This is a genomic window from Qipengyuania algicida (genome assembly GCF_009828025.1).
In the GTDB taxonomy this organism is placed as follows: Bacteria; Pseudomonadota; Alphaproteobacteria; order Sphingomonadales; family Sphingomonadaceae; genus Qipengyuania; species Qipengyuania algicida.
This window is the reverse complement of sequence record NZ_WTYA01000001.1, coordinates 464,345-485,173: the sequence shown is the minus strand read 5'-3', so window position 1 is coordinate 485,173 and position 20,829 is coordinate 464,345. Positions and strand designations below refer to the sequence as shown.

At 57.7% G+C, this 20,829-nt stretch carries 15 protein-coding genes and 1 pseudogene; 6 read left to right on the top strand and 10 right to left on the bottom strand.

Annotated features, from left to right (window positions below; translation table 11 throughout):
- Window positions 1-797 (top strand): annotated as a pseudogene (locus tag GRI58_RS02415) (hypothetical protein); the annotation flags it as partial.
- Window positions 798-810: 13 nt separating this feature from the next.
- On the opposite strand, the gene GRI58_RS02410 reads toward GRI58_RS02415, so the two are convergent.
- From GRI58_RS02410 to GRI58_RS02375, 8 genes are all read right to left on the bottom strand, one after another.
- Window positions 811-1,386 (bottom strand): hypothetical protein, encoded by a 576-nt coding sequence (locus GRI58_RS02410; RefSeq protein WP_160751942.1) that lies wholly within the window; start codon window positions 1,384-1,386, stop codon window positions 811-813.
- 207 nt (window positions 1,387-1,593) lie between these two features.
- The gene (locus GRI58_RS02405) at window positions 1,594-2,703 is read right to left on the bottom strand and encodes a DUF3800 domain-containing protein (RefSeq protein ID WP_160751941.1); all 1,110 of its coding nucleotides are present in this window, start codon (window positions 2,701-2,703) and stop codon (window positions 1,594-1,596) included.
- 120 nt (window positions 2,704-2,823) lie between these two features.
- Window positions 2,824-3,831, bottom strand: a complete 1,008-nt coding sequence (locus GRI58_RS02400; RefSeq protein WP_160751940.1) for a ComEC/Rec2 family competence protein — start codon at window positions 3,829-3,831, stop codon at window positions 2,824-2,826.
- Window positions 3,828-4,538 (bottom strand): hypothetical protein, encoded by a 711-nt coding sequence (locus GRI58_RS02395; protein ID WP_160751939.1) that lies wholly within the window; start codon window positions 4,536-4,538, stop codon window positions 3,828-3,830. The genes GRI58_RS02400 and GRI58_RS02395 overlap by 4 nt, the downstream gene beginning before the upstream one ends.
- 1 nt (window position 4,539) lies before the next feature.
- A complete protein-coding gene (locus GRI58_RS02390) occupies window positions 4,540-6,636 on the bottom strand; it encodes a sensor histidine kinase (protein WP_160751938.1) in 2,097 nt (698 codons plus the stop codon).
- Complete coding sequence (locus tag GRI58_RS02385; protein ID WP_160751937.1) at window positions 6,629-7,831, bottom strand: DNA methyltransferase family protein; 1,203 nt, start codon at window positions 7,829-7,831, stop codon at window positions 6,629-6,631. The genes GRI58_RS02390 and GRI58_RS02385 overlap by 8 nt, the downstream gene beginning before the upstream one ends.
- Before the next feature lie 526 nt (window positions 7,832-8,357).
- Window positions 8,358-8,864, bottom strand: a complete 507-nt coding sequence (locus tag GRI58_RS02380) for a hypothetical protein (RefSeq protein WP_160751936.1) — start codon at window positions 8,862-8,864, stop codon at window positions 8,358-8,360.
- Between the two features lie 391 nt (window positions 8,865-9,255).
- Window positions 9,256-9,861 carry a PEPxxWA-CTERM sorting domain-containing protein gene (locus GRI58_RS02375; protein WP_160751935.1) on the bottom strand — a complete coding sequence of 202 codons (606 nt, stop codon included), beginning with the start codon at window positions 9,859-9,861 and terminating at the stop codon, window positions 9,256-9,258.
- Between the two features lie 327 nt (window positions 9,862-10,188).
- On the opposite strand from GRI58_RS02375, the gene GRI58_RS02370 reads away from it, so the two are divergent.
- The 4 genes from GRI58_RS02370 to GRI58_RS02355 all read left to right on the top strand — a co-directional run bounded on the left by GRI58_RS02370 (window position 10,189) and on the right by GRI58_RS02355 (window position 15,474).
- Window positions 10,189-11,934, top strand: a complete 1,746-nt coding sequence (locus tag GRI58_RS02370) for a hypothetical protein (protein ID WP_160751934.1) — start codon at window positions 10,189-10,191, stop codon at window positions 11,932-11,934.
- A 3-nt stretch (window positions 11,935-11,937) separates the two neighbouring features.
- Window positions 11,938-13,812 carry a tetratricopeptide repeat protein gene (locus GRI58_RS02365; RefSeq protein WP_160751933.1) on the top strand — a complete coding sequence of 625 codons (1,875 nt, stop codon included), beginning with the start codon at window positions 11,938-11,940 and terminating at the stop codon, window positions 13,810-13,812.
- A gap of 187 nt (window positions 13,813-13,999) precedes the next feature.
- Complete coding sequence (locus GRI58_RS15540; RefSeq protein WP_237452021.1) at window positions 14,000-14,962, top strand: PEPxxWA-CTERM sorting domain-containing protein; 963 nt, start codon at window positions 14,000-14,002, stop codon at window positions 14,960-14,962.
- Window positions 14,963-15,090: 128 nt separating this feature from the next.
- Window positions 15,091-15,474, top strand: coding sequence for a response regulator (locus GRI58_RS02355; protein ID WP_160751932.1), 384 nt, complete (start codon window positions 15,091-15,093; stop codon window positions 15,472-15,474).
- Here GRI58_RS02355 and GRI58_RS02350 read toward each other — a convergent pair.
- Both GRI58_RS02350 and GRI58_RS02345 read right to left on the bottom strand, forming a co-directional pair.
- Window positions 15,449-18,868 carry a CheR family methyltransferase gene (locus tag GRI58_RS02350; protein WP_160751931.1) on the bottom strand — a complete coding sequence of 1,140 codons (3,420 nt, stop codon included), beginning with the start codon at window positions 18,866-18,868 and terminating at the stop codon, window positions 15,449-15,451. The genes GRI58_RS02355 and GRI58_RS02350 overlap by 26 nt on opposite strands.
- Before the next feature lies 1 nt (window position 18,869).
- The gene (locus tag GRI58_RS02345) at window positions 18,870-19,436 is read right to left on the bottom strand and encodes a PAS domain-containing protein (RefSeq protein ID WP_160751930.1); all 567 of its coding nucleotides are present in this window, start codon (window positions 19,434-19,436) and stop codon (window positions 18,870-18,872) included.
- Between the two features lie 156 nt (window positions 19,437-19,592).
- On the opposite strand from GRI58_RS02345, the gene GRI58_RS02340 reads away from it, so the two are divergent.
- Complete coding sequence (locus GRI58_RS02340) at window positions 19,593-20,822, top strand: efflux RND transporter periplasmic adaptor subunit (RefSeq protein ID WP_419957011.1); 1,230 nt, start codon at window positions 19,593-19,595, stop codon at window positions 20,820-20,822.
- The last annotated feature ends 7 nt before the right edge of the window (window positions 20,823-20,829 follow it).

The following is a 20,829-nucleotide window of genomic DNA, read 5'->3' as shown; positions in this document are numbered from 1 at the left end:
TCCTTGCCGAATGGTATGAGATCATCTGCGATAGGGAAGCTGATGAGCACGGACATTTCACCCGACACGATCCGAATTGGGAAATCGGGACAACAATGGGTTTTCGTTCGATTGCCTACGATATGTTCTGTCTATTGCAGGCGATGAATCTTTCACCGAAGCTTATCGCACGATTGCGTCATCCTGAACAATTTGAAGGCGCGCGATATGAGCTCTGGGTAGCGGCAACGCTCGCCCGAGCCGGGTTCAGCATCGAATTTTTTGATGAGGATGATCGCACGTCCAAACATGGGGAGGGCATCGCAACGCACGCCGCTTCTGGTAAGAAATTCTGGATTGAGGCAAAGCGTCGACACAGGATCGGCTTCGATTATCTGCAAGCGTTTCTCGACCGTTTGCCGATTAAGACCGACGCAAAACTCGTCGCGGCGGCCATGAAAAAACCTGCGGACGACGATCGGCTGATCTTCATTGATGTCAACAGGCCGCCGTGGGAGGGTGCCCCCGGGGCTGCGCCGTGGATCAATGCCTTTCGAAAATCGCTCAACTTACTGGAACGCCAGCCAGCTTATCGGGACGATACGAACCAACAGGCATTCGTAATGGTAACAAACCATCCGTATCACTATCTCAGCAATACTCGCCCCGATCCACAGCAGCAGTTCTTCGGCACAATGTTCAACATGCCGGAACTAAATCCAGCAACGCTCGATGTGGACCATCCGGCGATTTTTGAGCTTATGCAGTCCATAAATGAGCATTTCGCAATTCCTGAAACCTTCCTAGAAGGACCATAATCAGGGGGCACATTCAAGCATCAGCGACCATCGTACGAAGTCGATCGAGATAAAGTCCATCTGCAATGCTCTTAGCACGCCTGAATTCTCGCACCTTGGCATATCGCTTGCGGCCTCGGGGACGAGCATACCGGGTATCGCCCTTTACCTGTCTGTGTAGCTTCCGCACCTTGCGGTGGGCGCGCGATAGATCGTCCTCGCTTTGACTGGCGTAGGTGAGTCCGTGCGCTTTGCGCGAAGCAAATGTGCCATCAGCGAGGAAAAGCTGCTCGCAGTGCTTGCCGGTCAGCGGGCACAGAAAGTAGCAGCGATAGCCGCCGAAAGGGCCGGACACGCACTCGACCGCTGCGCGCTGGTCGGGTACATCACCGGCAATTCGAATTGATGCGTCATCATCGTCGCTCAAATCGACGAAAATTCGAACCTCAAGCGCCTCTAGGTCCTGATTTCGCCATCGCAACGTGTCATATGTGCATTCACCGGGCTTTAGCAGCCCAGCGCGCTTCAGAACGCGCAGATCGATGACGGGAAACTGCTCGACTGCTCCGTGATGGACGCTGCGCCGCCGCCCGGAATTGATACCGCCCATGATGGCCTCTCTGTGCCGCTGATACTAGGTGATTATACGAAATTCTCTGGCGAAGATCAGGCGAAACCCCGCCCGTACAGCTCTCCATTGCTTGCGAGCCATGCCTGTCCCATACAGCTCGGCGATGCCGCCACGCACGGCATTGGGGATTAGTAACCCCGAAGTGACTGGTTGGCGCTGACCGTAATAGCGCCACATACCTTGACCCTATCCGTCGAAGCTTTCGCGTTCCGCCATCTTCTGATCAAGATACGGCCGGAGTAACTCGATCATGCGATCAACCATGTCAGGTCCTACCCGGCGCTGTGGCGGCCCATCTACATACAGCGCGTGCGGCATGACCCCGCTGTAGTTTAGCGCGCCGGCTCCGGACCTAACCAGATCGACAATGAACGGATCGTGCGAACCGCCGACGAGACCGGGTCCTGCTTTCGCGAGCAGCCCCGCGAGAATGTCGCAAAGTTGGACCGAATGAGAGTCATGCGAGCATACTGCTGTTGACGACCTTACACGCAGTGGCAGCTCTACCTCGGTTCCGTTCGCGATAGGAAAGGGCGGAGCAATAAAGTCGTCCCGAAGCATCGTATCCCAAACATCGCGCTGCTTCAGGAATGAGCTGGATTCGTCGTGAACGAGCGCGAAATCCTCGCTCCTTTGTTGGCGCCACCAAGTGATCGACGAAAACACAGATGTCACCTGAATCTCGCTCGTATCCATGAAGTGTGCGAGGTTGGTGTTGCGCTTCCGGAAATGTTCCATTCCGCGCAAGAGTAAATCGAAGAGGCTCGGCAACGGGGCTTCGGTCGTTGCCTTGCCGCGTTCAAAAAGCTCCTTGAGGGAGTCCAGCCGCTCATTGGTTGGATCGCGTGCAAACGCATCCCAAGCGCGGATCATGCCATCGTAGAGTTCGTCGGCTCTATGCGTGACCAAGTCCCGATGGATGGTGTTCAGATATCGTAGACCCCAGCCATCGGCATACCAGTCGTAACCGGCCTCGTACGCACCGGGCTCGACGAGATAGTCGACCAACTTGGTGAGTAGGCAAAATCGCTTGTCAATAATCCAGACAAATGCGTGATCGGCAAACCGAGGGATCTCTGCCGCCAGGGCACGAAGTCCTTCCCGCGACCTCTCGCGCTTCCAGATATTTGTGAATTTATATTCGTTGCCCTGATACCTGGGGAAGCAACGAGCGAGTATCTTCCTCGCCTCCTCTTCTTCGAGAATTGTGGAAGCAATCGTGAAGAACCGTTGTTCGGGATTGTAGAGATCGTCGCCCGTAAATCCGGACTCGTCGAGATAAATGGTCGTGGCCATTGTAGTAAGATGGATTGGGTAACGTCAGTTGCCAAGTATCCGCGAACGGGATGCAGACTGATGCTCCGATTTCGCGCAAAACGAGACAAAGCCGGAAAGGACTTAGGTGAGCAAGCTCAGCTATTGGGAAACATCAGGCCCATCGGTTTCGGGTGGGGCCGGCCTGCACATCGGTGTTTCTACAGCGTCGTCGATGAACTTCTGATGCGCAGAGTGTTTCGATGCAAGACGGCGGCCATCCCCCGAAAGGTCTATGGTCATCGATCCCGCGCAGCTTGCTCCATGCTCTTGGCCTTGAGCCCGATGCGGTTCAAGGTGCTCACGCTTGAAGATTACCGATTGGTTGCACGCGTGCGCCATTTGCGTGCATGCAATTCCGCATCCTGTTCGCGCGACCGGGCCCACGATTTCGGGGCGGGGGTTGTCGTGTTTGCCCCGGCCATTTGAAAAAATGACTAGCGACGGGGTCACCGCCCGCATGATTGTTTCGACGAAGGATGTCGCATCGGATGAGGCAGGCAGCCCGCCATGGTGCGGGAATACCAGGGTCCGAGCTGTTAAATCCCGGCCATTCTCGAGTGCATCATCGAGGCCGACTTCGTCGATATCACCCGCAAGTAAGAGGCCTGGGTGCTCGCCGGTAGTGACCCGGAGCACGGCCGAAATCGAATTGGACGTTATCCTGCGCCCCCTCTCGTCGGTGGATCCCGATCCGCCCGCTGCGAAGGAGTTCGAGGGGGCTTCTACGCGTACGTCAACTTCGCCCACGCTCACGATGCCGGGCATCACAGTCGTAAGAGAGAGGATTACCTCGCATTTCCCCTGGCGCTCGGCCACCTTCAATGCGGCACGTAGTTGACGCCAGATTCTGGTGTCCTTCTGAGAATCGGGGTTGAGATAAAGCTTCTTGAGTTCGATGGATTCGCTCGTAAGCAGTCCGATCACACCAGCGATGTGGTCCTTGTCGGCATGCGAAATGAACGCCACGTCAACACAGGTGATCCTCATGTCCTCGAGCGTATTTAGGAGGAGTGCCTTGCACGGCGCGTCAATAACTGCATGGGCGTTCTGCGACCGGATAAGGCAGCAATTGCCGTGCGCTACGTCGAATACGATGACTTCGCTCATAGATCGGAGATCTCGCAGGCTTTGATGACCTCGTTGACGTTTCGAAAGAATAAATCGTCCTCGTCTTCAGCTCCGACATTCACATCGCCAAGCAGGTAATCGCCAACCTCAAGCCCAGTGGTTACCCCAGGCGCCAAGCATAGTTCCGGAAGAATAATAGATTCGTCGGGTCGCCAGTTAGGAATGACGACATCAAGTTCGGTGGGGCCGTGATTGTTTCTGATGTCCCTGATCGCGATGAGCGAGCGATGTGGGCGTCGCTGGTCGATCGGATTGTCAGAGAATTCCCTTCTGCAAATCTCGGCATAGTCGCCAAGCCTCTCGACCTCGAAATCACGCCTGCTGACGACAACCGGCATGTCCGCCCGTTCCTGGCGGAGTTCAAGGCGGTTGTTGGATTGGTACATCGTCAACAGCATTGCCGGCTGTTTCGACATGCCAAGCCGCCTTACGACCTTAGAGCCGCTAAATGAGGCGAAGTTCTTCGGCTGGAGACGGTAATCACAAATAACGAACGAGCTACCGATTGCGAGGATATCGGCGACTAGCCGGTCGATGTCTTGGCCGTAGCGATCATTCACCGGCCTTGGCTCGATGCCGTGGTCGCGGAGCAAGTCCATAAGGTCTTCGCGGTCCTCGGGATCGTCGTCGATGATTGTAACCGAAGGTGGAGGTTCGACGCCCGCTAGTTCCATGGCTTCCAGCATCCTACTTCGCAAACAGCTCTCTCATAGGTCGGAGGGAGATTGTGAACCGCGCGCCGCCGAAATCGCTCAGCGCATCGGCATGAATAGTGCCGTTAAGGTCTTTGATCGAGTCCCTGACGATCGTCAGCCCGAACCCTGTGCCGTCGGCGACTGTGGTAACGCCAGGGAGCCAGATGTCCTCGATGCCGACACCATCGATACCCCCGGCATTGTCCTCGACCCTGATGACAATACTGGTGGTATCGCTCCAGGTCTCTATCTTAATCCGGCGCTTCTCTTGTTCGAAACTCTCGCGCTGGAAGGCATTGAAGGAATTAAGCACTAGGTTGAGCAAGATCCCGTCGAGAAGAGCTTCGGTGCCATTAAAGAACAGCCCGTCTTCGCTCGGTACGAACTCGATCACCGTTTCATAATAAGCCGACACCGGCTCGAGCATCGTAACCAAGCTGCCAATTGCCGCATTAATATCGACCTTGCCCGTGCGTCGTTTGCTCTTGCTCAAGAGGCGAAGCGGAATGCTCACGAAGGAACTAAGCCGGTCCCTCGAAGTCTGGATCCTTTCCACGCGCTTGCCTGCTGCGTCCTGCTGTTCGGCCGGTATGAGCCTCATCAACCCTTTGATACCGCTGTCTATCAATTTGAGTGGTCGGCCGATCTCGTGGGCAAACACTGCTGAGGTCATGCCTGCAGTTGCAAGTGACCGGTAGAGTTCGAGCTCCTCACGCAGCGAATCCGCTTCCTTTTCGGTCTGCTCAACGTAGCTGCGGATCGCGCTGTCCACCCTCCTACGCTCTGTCGGCTTGACAGTCCTATTCAGCACACGCTCGAGGTTTTTCGTCGCCTTCTCGGCCTTTTCCTTCTTGCTTTGCTTCTCTGCCTCTCGCTTTCGGTCGCGCTCCTTAAGCAAGATGCGGGCGGCCCAATTCAGAGCCTCCACGCAGGCACGCTTGAGCTCGGTAAACGCGAAATTCTCGACGTAGCCGATACGGTCGGTCTTCTGGACAAGCGAACCGCCGATGTTAGTTACCTTGACTCGCCCAACCGAGGTGTTCGTCGAAGGGCGTCCTTCCGGACTGCGTGCGCGGCGCAAATTGAGTTCTAGCCAATCGTTGTCTGCCCCGCCGTATGGGGGCACTCGGATGCCATCCTCATAGACATGTACGCCGCCCAGTTCGCTGAGCCAGTTTCTGACCTCGGACACGGTTGATGTCCGGGTCGAGAAGCTTTCGCTATTCAATATATACGCCCACAGGTCGAAGGTGAACGGTGGCGCATCGAAGGCCTCGTCGGCAGGGGCTTGGTGCAGGACATCGCCTTTCCAGTCGAGAATGCGGAAGACTGCGCTACCCTTATCGTCGACCTCGGCTTGGATGCGGTATTCAGCATCGTTGAAGTACGACTGACTGACCTTTGCCTGCAGGTCGTTGAATTCCTCAGTGAGCAGGCTAGCCGAGAAACCGGGATCGCTATCGGACTCGCTGCTATTCCGCTTTGGCTTGTTTTCTTCCAGCTGTTCCCCAAACCTTGCGAACGGGTCGGACAACAACAAGAGGCTGCGGGCGAGCTTGGACACTGTGCCGCGGGAGACCCGGTCACCGATGTTCTCGATGCGAATCTCGGTTCCTTGCGGACGGTCAGTATCGGCCTCCTTGATGGCCAGCTCCACATCCTCGACCAGTTCTGCATTTTCGTATTGTAGCCAGTCGAGTACGAGCGAATACTGCTTGCCCGGTTCCGCAGCGGGCCTGGTCGTGAGAGTCACCCGGTCTCCGAGGCGCAAGGCAGCGAGCCGCCCCAGCCCTTTGTCGCCAACAGGCACGCGATTGTACTTTGGAGTTAGTGAATTCTTATTCTTTTCGGACCGGCCTATAACCAGCCAACCCCTGCGGATTTGTTTCCCGGTCATCCCGGTGCCGTTGTCCAGTATCGAGATGCTGCCTTTGCCCGATGCCAGGCCCACGAGTGCGATCTCGCAGGTCGTCGCATCGGCATCATAGGCATTCTTGACCAGTTCGACGATGCCTTGGTCAATGGCGGGTACGAGCTCTTCACCGAGCCTGCGCAAGATATCCGGCGAGAACTTGAGATGGTCAGTCATCGGTCTCAGTCCAGGGTATACGGGCCACAATGCCTGTTGTGAGATGGCGGCACCTTATGCTTGCATTAAGATAGTCGTCGGTTGCCTTTTTACCGAGGACGCGGACTAGGTCCCTGCATCGATCGAGCGAACCGTCTTCGGGAATGAGAACAAGCAGGTGGTTTTCGACTGCTACATCGCGCGCTCCGAGGATCACGGTAGCGACAGCACGGTTCGTATCGCTGGGACTGGACGTGCGGCGTACGACTACGAATGGCGGCTTAAAAGAGGTGCCTGCAAAGCGGCGGCTGGCTTTCGGCTCGTATCCTTCGGACCACCGCGGCGTGGTCTTGGCGCAGATGTAGCGGCGCCAAGGCCCCTTACATTCATGGCGATGCGGAACCACAGCGCCGACGTGGACCCGGAAGAAATGACCGACACACTTCCCGTCGTACGGTTGCGATCCCATGTCCCAGATGCGTCGTTTCTGGGCTCGCTCGACCAACGTCGCGAATACATCGACGTCGGTCCAAACATCGAACCGGCCGAGCAAATGATAGCCACCCCCAAGACCCCAGCCTTCAAGATGGGCGCGAAAGGCCTCGTATCTTGAGCCGCTTCTCAGGACTTCCGGAAGGATCGCGGATACTGGTGCGCTCGGCTTCTTTTTCGCTACAAGCTCCGCAAGGAAAAGTGCCGCTGCATTAACCGATCCAGTAGACCAGACGCAGTCGTGCACCTCCTTCACCACCCCGAATGGTGGGTTAAACAGGAATCCGTCAGGTTCGCCGAGCGCATTACCAGATGCCATCATGTCGCCAGTGCGGATGCCTGGAAGGATGCCATCGATATCTTTGAGTTCGTCGGTGAAACCACCTCTGAGTCGCGCCTGGAGAACTAGTCGCGCTTTGGTAAGGCGCACGAGGTCAGTATCGAGGTCGAGACCTGCCAACTGCTTCGCCCATGCTTCAAGTGTGGCATTGAGGGTGTTCTCGATGGGGATTGCCTCCGCATAAGCAAGGAGCAGGTCACCCATACCGCAGGTCGGGTCCATCACGAGGCTGTTTGCGGGCAGCACAGCATGCAGCTGCCGGGCTAGAAAGCGGGCATTTGCGCTGCCGGTGAAAAAGGTTCCCAATGCCCGCCGGCGTTCGATGTCGAAACTCTGCCGGTGGACCTTGTAAGGCACTCCGTTCAAGAGTGGCTCGGTATCCAAACTGCGGCCCACGAGATCACACTCGCCGAAAATCGAACGTTCCGCCCTACCAACGAATTCCTCAAATGTCGGAGCTATTCCAACCATCGATCCCCGTTTCTGTCATCCGCAGGCAACCGGTTGTTGCATTCGGCTATCCACTCCCACTCTAAGTTGGATAGGGTCGCTCGTATATCAATCGAAACCGGACTGGCGCAATGGCCGGGGTCAGCAACTCAGGTCGTAATAAGCGCCAGCCTTTGGCGCAACGTAGCGTTTGCCCGATTGGCCGGGATTAAGGCGCAAAGCTGTCATGCATATGGTCGCGCCAATCTGTGACCCCAATGAGACCCACGCAGGACAGCGCACTCCTCGATCATCTGTAAGTCATTGAAGGAATGGTGGACGCCTAGGGCTCGAACCTAGGACCCGCTGATTAAGAGTATTCGCTGAGATTTGCTTATCAAAAAATATAGGAAGCGCACCGGCCTTCGTAACAGGAAACTGGTCGGTCGGACCTAATACTGATCCGACCGACCCCACATTGCTATGAATCTTGGTCGAATAGAGGGCTGAGGCAGTAAGGGGGTTTTATAACTGCTTTGGGCGGCGTTTGCTCAAAAAACACAGAGCCCCACTTGCTAATCCGCCAACCATCGTAACTACCATGTGGAACGTGGTCCTCGGTGGCTGCGAACATAGTCCATTCGACTTCTGTCCCTTCGTAGCGAGCGCGCAGCGAGATAAATCCATCATCTTCAACCAAGATAGTTCCAAGGTTATAGACGTTATTGGGTGCCTCGTTGAGAAATTCGATCTCACCAGATCCTAAGCCATTTCCGCTCGCAAGCTTATCGGGACCCAGCCGAAGGATCGTTAAGCTGTGCAGCCTTTGGTGACTTAGCACGATCGCTAGTCTGCCATTACACGCATGGACCACAACATAGCGATCACCTTCAAAGCTTTCAAATAACCCTGGCGGTGTCCCAGCATTAAGCGTGCCTTGGTACGAGAAGGAAAATTTCCCGACTTCAGGAGTATCTACCAAATCCATAATATTTCTCCGATTCATAGAGCCAACCTTGGCCCACAACTCGGTTTACGGAATTGGATTTCGGGATAGCCCAGAGATGCGGCGCCGATACCCTACGCGCTTTGAATAGGCATCCGAACCAACTGGATGTTGAGTCTAGTTCGATAGCGACAAGCCCGGTATCCCGTGACACTCTTGTTATTGGGCAACCGATGACCTTCGTTCGCATGAATTCACGGCAGACCGCTTTAACGTTTACGGCAGAAGCTATGGCAATTTGTAAAATTGCAAATTAAATGCCATATTTACAGTATGAATTGGCGTCCACCCGCTCCGCCAGACGATCCATTGTGATCGTCGAGCTTTATCACTGCGGCCAGACTTGTGCGCGCTTCGAATAAGGCCTTCGACTTTAGCTTGGATCGAGCGCCATTGTTGCGTGAGCCGGGTGCCTTTTGCGCATTGCGGCTCCGATGGCGCCGAAGCCGATAATCATCAGCGCCCATGTCGCCGGTTCGGGAACGGCCGGAGGCGACAGCGCGATCTGGAAGCTGTCACCGGCAAAAATTGCCGATACGTCGATGTTGATGGCTTTCGCGTCACCCGTGACTGCGATCTTAGAGCGACCGCAACCATAGACCGGAACGCAGCTGATTTGCGTGATTGCGCCGATTCCGCCGAAATACCCGCTGGCTGAACCGAAGTTCAGGGTAAAAGGCGAGGTTCCGCTTACATTGGCAAACGCCTTGGGCGAACTGAAGGCAATGATCAGCGCGTCCTCGGTGAAGTTCGCCGTGATGTCGAAAGAATTGCTGAAAGGTGTGTCGCTGATGCCGCCGGTGAACTCGGTGCCGGGGCCGACCGTGGCCGACGCGGGGAACTGCGCGGTGACGACATAGTCAGTGCTGCCTGTGATAGAGCCGGTAACGGTCGAGCCTAACAGGGCGGAAGCGTGGGCGCTTCCTCCGCTGGCAAGCGCAGCCGTGGCAGCGATTGCGACATACGTGTGGCGCGCCATAAAACCCCCTATCGATTTTGTCGGGCGCACATAAGGACGGCGCTCGACTCGCTTCGGCAATACCAGAAACCGGCATGTGCGAACAGAATTCTTAATGATTGGCGGCATAATGTATCAAAATGAGACAGTGTTGGATGGCGCTTGATTGAGCCGAAAGTGGGGTTTTGCTGGGGAAAGGATCGCTCGATCCGGCGCAGAATATTAATATCTCACTGTAAGTATTGATGCGGAACCGTGCTCGGCCTATCCCGTCCTGCCATGGGGGGTAACCGAGATTCGAGTGGCCCGCGAGGGGATCTCCGGCCTGAACTCAGGCTCAGGATCGGTGTGACGGGTCATCGGCCACCGCGGCTGAAGGTCGATCAATTTCCGCGGATCGAGCGCGAACTGGCGGCCGTCTTTGGCCAGTTGAATATATTGCTCGGCGATCTCCATCGGACGCACGGCGCGTTATATGCTTCCCAAGATCCCCGCATCGAATTGGTTTCGCCGCTCGCTTCGGGATCGGATTCGATCACGGCCCGGGTGGCGCTCCAGGTGGGTGCGCAACTGGACGCCAGCCTGCCGTTCTCGCCATCTACTTACCAGGCGGACTTCGACCCCGAGGAAAACGAACAGTTCGAATCCTTGGTCGCCCAAGCGACGCGGGTGTTGGCTTTACCCGGAGAGGATTACGAACGCAGCGAAGCCTACCGAGCTGTCGGTTTGCTCAACATGGCGCAATGCGATCTGTTGCTGGCGATATGGGACGGCAAGCCTGCCCAGGGTATCGGCGGTACGCCGGAAATTATCGCCGATGCCGTGGCCAGCGGTGTGCCGGTTCTGGTGATCGACGCCAATGGTGAGAGCGAGCCGTCACTGCTGTGGAATTCATCGGATTCCGAATCCCATGACGCGCCTACGCTTGACACTGTAGCGCGCAGCGATGCGGCAAATTCGCTGGCTGATATGGTCGCGACCTTGCTGGCCCCGCCGCCGGGCGCGCGCGAATTGATCGCGGATCTGGAAAAAGCGGTCGATGGCAAATGGGGCCGATCAATGGCCTATCCGCTATTGCTGTGGCTCACGGGAGCGCGGGGCTGGAAAGCGGCATTTCGTCGTGATGGCCTGAAGCAATCGGCCGACCAGCTGGAACCGATGCTGTCCTGCTTCGATGGGCATTCGAAAAGCGCCGAGGCGGCAAGCTCACGACTGCTGCCGCGGTTTGCTGCTGCAGATCTTGCCGCCAATCGCTTTGCGGGGCTCTATCGCGGCGGTTACGTCGCCAATTTTACGCTCGCCGCGCTCGCCGTGGCTTTCGCGCTGGCCGGAGTCTTGGCGCCGCCGTTCAAAGTGCTGTTTATCCTTGCCGAACTCATGACGATTTCACTGATCATCATGCGCACCCGCAAAGCCACGCAGTCGGCGTGGCACCGTCGCTGGATCGATTGTCGCCATCTTACCGAACTGCTCCGGGTCCAGCCATTGTCGGCAGCTCTCGGAGACCTCACGTTGCTGCGCACCCACGAGCCGCAATCGGGCGGGGTGGCAGGATGGTATGCAAGGGCGACAGCGCGCGAACTGGGGATGTTCGACGGCAAGATCGACCGCAGTCATGCCGCCAGGGTACGCGGGCACACATTGGCGTTGATTGGCGACCAGATTGGCTATCATCGCAGCAACGCCGCGCGGATGGATAAGATGGATCACCGCATCCGGCATCTCGGCGAATGGCTGTTCATCGGGACAATCGGGGCCTGTCTGGCGTGGCTGCTCGCCAAGTTCACGGTCGGCCCGCATGTCGGGATTTTTGGCGTCGATGTGACCGAATTGGTGACGTTCCTCACCGCGTTGCTGCCGGCGATTGGCGGCGCGTTGTACGGCATCAGGATGCAAGGCGATTTCGCGGGGTCGGCGGAAAGATCACGCGCCATTCACTGGCGTCTTGAGCGGCTGGCCAATGCGATCGAGCGCGACCCGCGTGACTATCGCGGACTCTCCAGGCGGCTCAAGCGACTGACCGAAATCATGCTGGCGGAAGTCGACCAGTGGCGGCAATTGTCGGAAGTGCGCCCGCTGGAATTACCCGGTTAGGCGATGGCCGAGCGCTATTCCGCCTTCATCAGCTACAGTCATGCAGATCAGAGCGTGGCGAGCTGGCTGCATCGGCGGATCGAGGGCTATCGTTTCCCACGCGTACTGCGTGGGCATGACAGCCCTTTCGGCCCAGTTCCCAAACGACTGCCGCATGTATTTCGCGACCGCGACGAGTTGCCCGCCAGCGGCGATCTGGGCGGTGAGTTGCGCGCGGCGCTGGCGGATTCGCGATTCCAGATCGTGCTGTGCAGCCCGCGTGCGGCGCAGTCGAAATGGGTGAATGAGGAAATTCTCTCCTTCAAGCGCCTGCATGGCGAAGACCGCACGCTTGCGCTCATCCTCGATGGCGAGCCTTATTCCGGTGGGGCGGAGGAATGCTTCCCCGAGGCACTGCGCTTCAGGCTCGGGCCGGACGGTGCGCTGTCTGACATTGCCGCGGAGCCGATCGCGGCGGACATCCGCAAGGGTAAGGATGGCCGTCGGCTGGCGCTGCTCAAACTGTTGGCAGGTATTGCGGGCGTCCCGCTCGATGCGCTCGCTCGCCGGGATGCCTCGCGCAGGCAGAGGCGGCTCGCAGCGGTGGCCACGGCCACCAGCATGATCGCTGTGCTGACGATGGGGTTGGCGATCTATGCCGAGAGGCAGCGGCGGATCGCGGTGCAGCAGCGCGAACTGGCCGAACGCAGCCTCGATTTCCTGACCGGCACGTTCGAAATTGCCAACCCGGCGACGGAAAATCCGCGCACGATCACCGCGCTAACGATCCTCGACCGCGCCAGTACACGCGCAGGCCAGCAGTTCAGGAATGATCCCCTGGTTGCGGCAAGCCTGCTGCGGACCACCGGCAACATCTACTTGAACCTCGGCCTGCCACAGGAATCGGAGCGCGACTTACGCAAGGCATTGGCGTTTCAGCCGGAACCCGGGCCAGGACGGACACGCACCTTGCTGAAACTCGGAGAACTGGCAGTTCAGCGAGGCGACGCTGATGGTGCAACACGGCTGGTCGACGAGGCGCAGAACGCGATCGAGGACATTGCGAGCGACCATGACGAACTTGACGCGCGGATCATGAAGCTGAGGGGCAATATTGCCTATCTTCGCGGCGACTATAGGCGCGCCGCCGATATCCTTAGCGCCGCCGCCCAGCGTTTTCGTGAAAGTGACGGCGACCATCGCGATGAGCTGATCGGGGTGATTTCGAACGAGGCTCAGGCGTGGGGGCAGACATCGCAAGTAGAGCGATCGCGGCGACTGTATCAATCTGCAACCAAGCTCACGCTGGAGAAATACGGTCTCAGCGATATTCACTCGGCCAAAGCTTTGCAGAACCAGGCGTTGGCGTTGTTCATGACCAACAATGTCGACGAAGCCGCCAAATTGATGGAGCAGGCGGTGGCGGTTTATCATCGCGTCCTTGAACCCGATCACCCGGTATTGGCGGCGGCAGACCTGCTGCTTGGCCGGATCGAGGCAGCCAAGGGTGATTTCACGGCAGCGCGGCAGTCGTTTGCTCAAGCACGCTCGATTTTCGTGAAATTGTACGGGCCAACCAACGCAGCAGTCGGCGATACTGATTTCTACACCGCTGAAGCGGAAGGGCAGGCGGGTCAAACGGCAACCGCGCTGCAGCTTACCCAGAAGGTGAAAGCCATCTACGATCGCAACTATGGGCCTGACGACCCCGACCAGGCGGAATTGTTGCTGCTGAGGGCAAGGATTCTCGAACGCGCGGGACGCAAGGGGGATGCATCAAAGCAGTGTGGCATGGCGCTGGCACTGCAACGCAAGCTTAGGCTTGATAGGGCGTCCCAAAACAGGACAAAATCCTACTGTGAAAGCCTCTCACATACTTCGCCATTGCGTGATGGTTAATAATGTGTGACATATTTCTTGCGGAATAACAGGGTTCGCGAAGGCCGCTCCATCAAAACTTGGAGGTATTATGCTTCGCCAACCCACTGCGTTCGCGCGCCATTCTTTCATTCGGCTTCTTACAGTTCCGATGCTGGGGTTTGGATTTCTTGCGGCACCTGCGAATGCTGCTGTGGTCGAATCCGCCATGATGACCAACAGTTATTCCTACGCGATTGGCGGCCAGTCGGGCAGTTCCAGCGACGCGGGCGGCGATACCGCCTTGCTTCTGGATGACAATTCTGGTGGGCAGTTGTCGGAGATGAAGCTCGATCTCACCGCTTCGCTAAACTCGGGCAGTTTCTATTTTCTGCATGATGCCTACTGCGTTGGCACATGCAGCGTCAGCATGACGACCCAGATCGTGTTTACGCTGGCCAACAATGGAACGACGGCGGAAAACCTCCGGTTCGATTCCCTTATTACACCGGGCCATCTCGCCAACGCCTATACTTTTGGCGGTGTGGGCAATGCCAACGCCAACTTTGATTTCAACGTCGCACAGACAACCGGGCAGGCTACGAGTTTGCTGTATGGCGCAGTCGGCTCGGCGATCGACCCCGCCCAGGGCGTGCTCACGACTGGCAGCGATTTCAACGGTGTCCAGATGGACGACAACCCACCCTTGTGGTCAGCCACCGACTGGAGCGCGACCGTCCTCAGCATCGATCTCAACACGATCGCACCGGGCGAAACTTCTTCCTTGGTCTACACCTCGACCTTGCAGATATCTAACTTTGCGCAATGTACCGATCTGACCAGTTGTACCGGCTTCCAGGTTGCTTTCGGAGATCCACGCAACAATGGCGGTGTCAGCCTGTTTTCGGCGTTCAGCCTTTTCAGCGCGCCGAGCTTGTTCTCGGTCGATCCGCTCCAGCCTGCGGTCGGTGCAGAGTTCGACCCGTTCCTCGTCCCCTACAGGTTCGTTCCGCAGGGATCGCCGCCGCCGCCAACTCCGCCGGTAATCTACCCCGGCGGCTATGATGTCGGATTCCTCGGTAACAATACCGCTGTCCCTGAGCCCTCGGCATGGGCGCTGATGATCGTCGGATTCCTGACGATCGGGGCCGCCATGAGGCGAACTCAGCGAAGAGCTTTGTTGCCCGCCTGAAGTGTGCCTTGATGGTGCCGCGAGTATCTCCGGATCCTGTTCCCGGGAACTGAGACCGCAATTCTGAATTCTTTCACTCGACACCGGTGGTGTCGGAGGTCGCTCCATCACTTGCGAGGGGATTTCACGTGGAAGAAGCGCGCAGGCCGCTGGTGCTCGTTTTGGACGACGAAGCGTTGATTGCCTTCGATATCGCGGCGACAGTGGAAGACCTTGGAGCGCAGGTTCTGGGGCCAGCCACCTCGCTGAAGGAAGGTTTCGCGCTGTGTGAGGAATCTTCCCCGCATTATGCGTTGCTCGATATCGACGTATCGGGCCAACTCGTATGGCCGCTGGCTCGCCATCTGGCCGAGCACGGGAGCCGCGTGATTTTTGTCAGCGCCAACGCCAACCATAACGAGCTTAAGGACGAGTTCGACAGTTCGCCCGTCGTTGATAAGCCTGCCGGGCAGGCGGACATCGCCTCAGCGTTGCAACGTGCTGGATTTAATAGTCCGCGGGCGCTGGCCTAAAGCTGAGTTCGCGCCAGTACCCACCTTCTGTCGGCCTTGCCTGCGCTTCACCCTGTAACTGACGCGCGGTTAATTCGACCAGCCTTGTCCCAAAGCCTGCGCTGCTGCTGTCCACGTCCCCACGGCCGGTTTCGACCCAGTCAACGACGATCAGGTTACCGTCTTTTTTCCAGGTGACATTGAGAGTGCCATCACGCTGGGAGAATGCGCCGTATTTGGATGAGTTCGTCGCCCATTCGTGAAAAATCAGGGCAAGCGAAGTCGTCTGTGCCTTACTGACTTCCACCTCTGGGCCGTTGAGGGTGATTGTCTGGGAGCTGTGCTGGCCCTTCAGAACAGTTTCTATAAGGGTTTCGAGCGTTGCGGGGCGATCATCCGGGCTGGCGTTGGTCAACGCATGAGAACGCCCCAGCGCGTGGATCCGATCGCGCAAGTCCTTTGCAAACTCACGCACATCGTCGGCTTCCTGGGAGCTGATGTTGATCATCGCCGAAATCACCGCAAACAGGTTTTTCACGCGATGGTTCATTTCGCGGATCATCAGCTCGCGTTGGGCCATATGCTGATGTTCGGCAGTAACGTCGTAAGTCACACCGATAAATTTCCGGGTATCACCTGATTCGACCCGGCGACCAAGCCCATGCAGCCAGCGGAAATTGTTGTTGCCGAGCGAGATACGAAAGACCTGGTCGAAATCCACGTCGCCATCCATCGCCTGACGCAACGATTGATTGACCTTGTCGCGATCTTCGGCAGGTAAGGTACTGAGAATGTCTGCGAGTGGCGGATCTTCTCCCGATTCATCTATGCCCAGCAATGCTCTTTCGGTGGGGTCGAGCGTGGTCTTGTCGGTCGCTGGCTCATATTCCCAGACGCCGATCTGGGCGACTTCGAGCGCCAACCTCAGCCGTTCGCGTTCCTGGTTGAGACTGCTTTCCAGACGCAGCAGCCTGGTGACTTCCGTGAACACCAGCGTCGCGCCGTCAACATCGCCGCTCAAGGTCCGATAGGGGATCGCCTTGACGATATATTCGGCCGTCCCGTCGGCAGACGTGCTTCGCTGCTCGAAGGGGCGACCTTGGCGCGCTGCCTTTGACGCCATGTCGATATAGTCGCGGCTATCGAGGCTGCTTCCTATATCGCCAAGGTTTCGGCCGATATCGGATTCGCCGATCTTGAAAAGTTCTTCCGCCGCGTCGGTATAGCTGCGGATCTGCAAATACGAATCGACCACGATCACCACGAGTTCGGTCGAATCGAAGAAGTTGCGCAGATCGGCATTGGCGACGGTTATCTGATCGACCTTGGTCTTGAGTTCGTCGTTTACCGTGGTCAGCTCTTCATTTGTCGATTGAAGCTCCTCGTTCATCGACATCATCTCTTCGTTGGAGCTTTTCAGCTCCTCGTTCGTCGTCTCGAGCTCCTCTACCGTGGACCGCAGGCGATAGCGGGTCGATTGCAATTCCTGCTCGAGGAATTCGATCTGGCCGTCCCCGCTTTCGAACTCATTGAAGTTGCCATCGTCATAGACTTTGAGCGCTTCGGTATCGCGGATGACCAGAAGGTAGGATTCCTCGCCCACCGGCTCGCAGACCACGGCGACGGTGAGTGTGCCGAAATCCGTCTGGACGTCGATGTCGCGCGCGATGGTGCGGCGATTGTTTTGATGCACCTCGCGCAGCATAGGGCCGATAACTTCCCTCAGGCCAGGTCTGGCAAGCGAGGGAATATGGACATTGACGTCGAGACGCTCGGGAAATTTCAGGAATTTGCTCGCATTGCCCCATCGTTCGAGCAGGATGCCGTCCTGATCGGTCAATAGCGTTACCGGAGCGTAGCTTTCCGCTATGCGCCTCAACGCCGCCAGCTCGGCTGAGTTTGTTCCGGGTTTATGACGTTCATCGTCGGCGATCGCCCGGCGCCGCATGGACGCCGATGTCGAAGATGGGATTTGCAGTGAGTAGCGACTCTTCACGTTCTTCCGTTTGAACAGGCGGGCTGATTGATCGATATAGTCGAATAAATCGTCGAACCGGCCGATCGCTTCGGAAGAACCCAGGAACAGATAACCGGTGTTGCTCCGCAGGGCGAAGTGGAACAGAGGGATTACCTGCTTTTGCAGGGTTTCACCGAAATAGATCAGCACGTTGCGGCATGACACCAGATCGATATTCGAAAACGGGGGGTCGCGCACCAGATTGTGCTGGCTGAACCGAACCATGTCGCGCAGGCGCGGCGCGATCGTAAACGTGTCGGTCCCGGCGATCAGATAATCTGCCTGGAATTGCGGCGGGATATCCGCAATGGCCGAGATGGGATAAGTGCCCGACCGCGCAATCTGCAACATCTTGTCGTCGATATCGGTCGCGAAAACCTGAGCGTAAAGCTGTGCGTTGTGACGACGCATCGCATCTGCCAGCAGCATTGCGATGGAATAGGCCTCCTCGCCGCTCGAACATCCAGAAACCCAGATCCGAACTTCCTGTCCGTCGCGCGCGTTGCGCACGAGCGGGTCGATGACCAGATCGCGCAGGCGGTCAAATTCGTCGCTGTCACGAAAGAAGCGTGTGACATTGATGAGGAGGTCGCGGAACAGCGCATCGCATTCGTCCCCGTCCTTGCGGATGCGCGCGAGGTAATGTCCGGCATCGGTCAACCCCAGAACCTGCATACGTCGGGCAATCCTGCGCGTCAGTGTCGAGCGCTTGTAGCCAGAAAAGTCGTGGCCAATGGTTTCGCGCAGGACTTCACACAGATCGTCGACATGATCGACAACTTCCGCCGCTTCGTCCTCGGGGGTGTGGTGAGGGCGCTCGGGATCGAAGAAATCGCGCAGTTTGTCGATGATCGTTTCCGGGTTGCACACCAGGTCGACCAAGCCGGTCCCGATGGCCGATACGGGCATTCCGTCATATCGTGCCGTGGACGGTTCCTGAGCGATCGCGAGACCGCCCTGTTCCTTGACCGCACGCAGGCCGCGGCTACCGTCGGCGCCTGTGCCCGACAGGATCACGCAGGCGCTCAAATGCTCACGATCCTTGGACAGACTTTCGAAGAAATCGTCGATCGGACGGCGCAAACCGCGGGGGTCGGTAAATTCAGTAAGGCGTAAAACGCCATTCTCAACCGCCAGCCCGTGGCCGGGCGGAATGACATAGATGTGGTCGCGGGTAAGCTTTTCGCCGCCTTCCGCCTGGGTGACCTCCATGCTGGTGTAGCGCTCGATCAACTGCGCCATGAGCGATTCGTGATTGGGATCGAGATGCTGGACGACGACGAAAGCCATGCCCGGCAAACCGTCGTAACCGCGGAACATTTCGCGCAGCGCTTCCAGCCCGCCCGCTGATGCGCCGACCCCTACAACCGGGACGCCCTGATCCATCGACAATGCCATTTCAGCTCGACGCCTCCGGCTCGGCCCGGTCGAGCTTGGAGGAAGCGATCAACGCGTGGCTGTTGGCAAGGGCATCAAAGCTCCCCAGCATGACCCAGCCGGTGTCGTCGGCAAGCAGATTGTAGCGGCGGATGTCCTCTTTCAGAGCGTCTTCATAAAGCGATAGTGCCGGTGTCTTCCCGCGCGTTGCATCAAACTGCGAACCGAGAATGTAGCATAGCTGATTATCGCGGAACAGCTTGGCCATATAGACAAGATTCAGAAAGCGACGCCCGTCAGCGGTCTCGTTCGGAATAACGAATTTTTCCTGTTCCTGCTTGGGATCCTTTAAAAACTGGCGCATCCGTTCACGTACCGGACCAGCTCCGCCTTCGGGCTGTAGAAAGCGGCAGTTACGATTAAGAACCGTTTCGGGGCGATATCCGGTCAGCGTGCAGAATGCTTCGTTCACTCCGACAAGGGGGAAGTCGTCTTGCTGTCCATCGGCAATTGAGAGCGCAATTCTGCTGTTTTGCAGCATGGCCTGAAGGCCGTCGGTCAGGGACGGATCACAATACGTCGGGTCCATCGTTTCGCGATACGGCTAAGCAGCCATTCTGCAAGCAAAACCTGTTTAACATTTGGTATGCCACCGGGCGTGACGGTGATGCATTTCGTCGATCAGACATGTCGTTCGCCGCGAAGATCGCTTGCAACCGATGGCCAATCTGTCATTTGCGCATCCGTGAACGACCCCCATCACTTATTGCCGCATCGAGAATCCCTCGAAAGCAGCCGTAATCCTTTGCTGATATGCCTTGTCGGATTGGCTCTGCTTACTCTGGCGGCCTGTTCTGGCGGAGACTCAAAGGGTAGGGGTGGGCCTCGTGAGGCGAACGTCGGTTACGTCGTAGTTCAGCCGCAGACCGTGCCGATTCCGGTCACGCTCGGCGGTCGCGTGGTTGCGTATCAAACCAGCGAGGTGCGTCCGCAAGTCAATGGATTGATCAAGCGCATTTATTTCGACGAAGGTGGCTATGTCCGGGCGGGTCAACCGCTGTTCCAGATCGATCCCAGCCTCTACCGCGCGTCTGTCGCGCAGGCCCAGGCCAATCTTGCCAGCGCCAGAGCCAGTTCGGCGGCTGCGAAAGCCAAGGCGGACCGTTACAAGCCGCTTGCCGCAATGGGTGCGGTCGCGCAGCAAGATTACACCGATGCCCAAGCAGCCGCCAACGAAGCCGCTGCCGCGGTGCAGCAGGCCCGGGCGGCGCTCTCGACTGCGCAGATCAACTTGCGCTTTACTACCGTCCCTGCACCTATCAGCGGCAGGATCGGGCGCTCGCTGTTTACCGTAGGGGCCTTGGTCAGCAACAGTCAGACCGACCCGCTGGCGGTTATCCAGCGCACCGACCCGACCTATGTCGATATGCAGCAGTCTGCCTCCGACCTTACCAAGCTCAGGCAGCGTCTGGCGTCTGGCGGCGTGGCTCCCGGCAGTACCACAGTTCATCTGAATCTCGACGACGGCACCCAGTATCCGCAAGCCGGTACGGTGCAGTTCTCCGAAGTCACGGTTAATCAGGATAGCGGCACGGTTACTTTGCGGGCGAAGTTCCCCAATCCGCGCAACATTCTGCTGCCGGGAATGTTCGTGACCGCCGTGTTCGATCAGGCGACCGACAAGAATGCCTTTCTGGTGCCGCAGCAGGCGGTGAAGCGCGACTTCAACGGTGCAGCATACGTGTATCTAGTGGGGCCGGGCAACAAGGTCGTACAGCGCACCGTGGTGACGGATCGCACTTCCGGTTCGAACTGGGTTGTTACCTCCGGCCTGAAGGCTGGCGACAAGGTCATTACGCAGGCGCTCGATACGTTGAAGGCGGGTGCGTCCGTCAATCCGGCTCCAGCTTCGCAGCCGCAACGGATCGGTGCACCGCGGTCAGGGGCCGCAGGTTCGAAAAAGCAGGGCGGCTAGGCCCGGC

Coding starts and splice junctions, on each gene's coding strand:
- GRI58_RS02410 (WP_160751942.1), bottom strand. CDS start 1,386: ATGGGCGGTATCAATTCCGGGCGGCGGCGCAGCGTCCATCACGGAGCA.
- GRI58_RS02405 (WP_160751941.1), bottom strand. CDS start 2,703: ATGGCCACGACCATTTATCTCGACGAGTCCGGATTTACGGGCGACGAT.
- GRI58_RS02400 (WP_160751940.1), bottom strand. CDS start 3,831: ATGAGCGAAGTCATCGTATTCGACGTAGCGCACGGCAATTGCTGCCTT.
- GRI58_RS02395 (WP_160751939.1), bottom strand. CDS start 4,538: ATGCTGGAAGCCATGGAACTAGCGGGCGTCGAACCTCCACCTTCGGTT.
- GRI58_RS02390 (WP_160751938.1), bottom strand. CDS start 6,636: ATGACTGACCATCTCAAGTTCTCGCCGGATATCTTGCGCAGGCTCGGT.
- GRI58_RS02380 (WP_160751936.1), bottom strand. CDS start 8,864: ATGGATTTGGTAGATACTCCTGAAGTCGGGAAATTTTCCTTCTCGTAC.
- GRI58_RS02375 (WP_160751935.1), bottom strand. CDS start 9,861: ATGGCGCGCCACACGTATGTCGCAATCGCTGCCACGGCTGCGCTTGCC.
- GRI58_RS02365 (WP_160751933.1), top strand. CDS start 11,938: ATGGCCGAGCGCTATTCCGCCTTCATCAGCTACAGTCATGCAGATCAG.
- GRI58_RS15540 (WP_237452021.1), top strand. CDS start 14,000: ATGATGACCAACAGTTATTCCTACGCGATTGGCGGCCAGTCGGGCAGT.
- GRI58_RS02350 (WP_160751931.1), bottom strand. CDS start 18,868: ATGGCATTGTCGATGGATCAGGGCGTCCCGGTTGTAGGGGTCGGCGCA.
- GRI58_RS02345 (WP_160751930.1), bottom strand. CDS start 19,436: ATGGACCCGACGTATTGTGATCCGTCCCTGACCGACGGCCTTCAGGCC.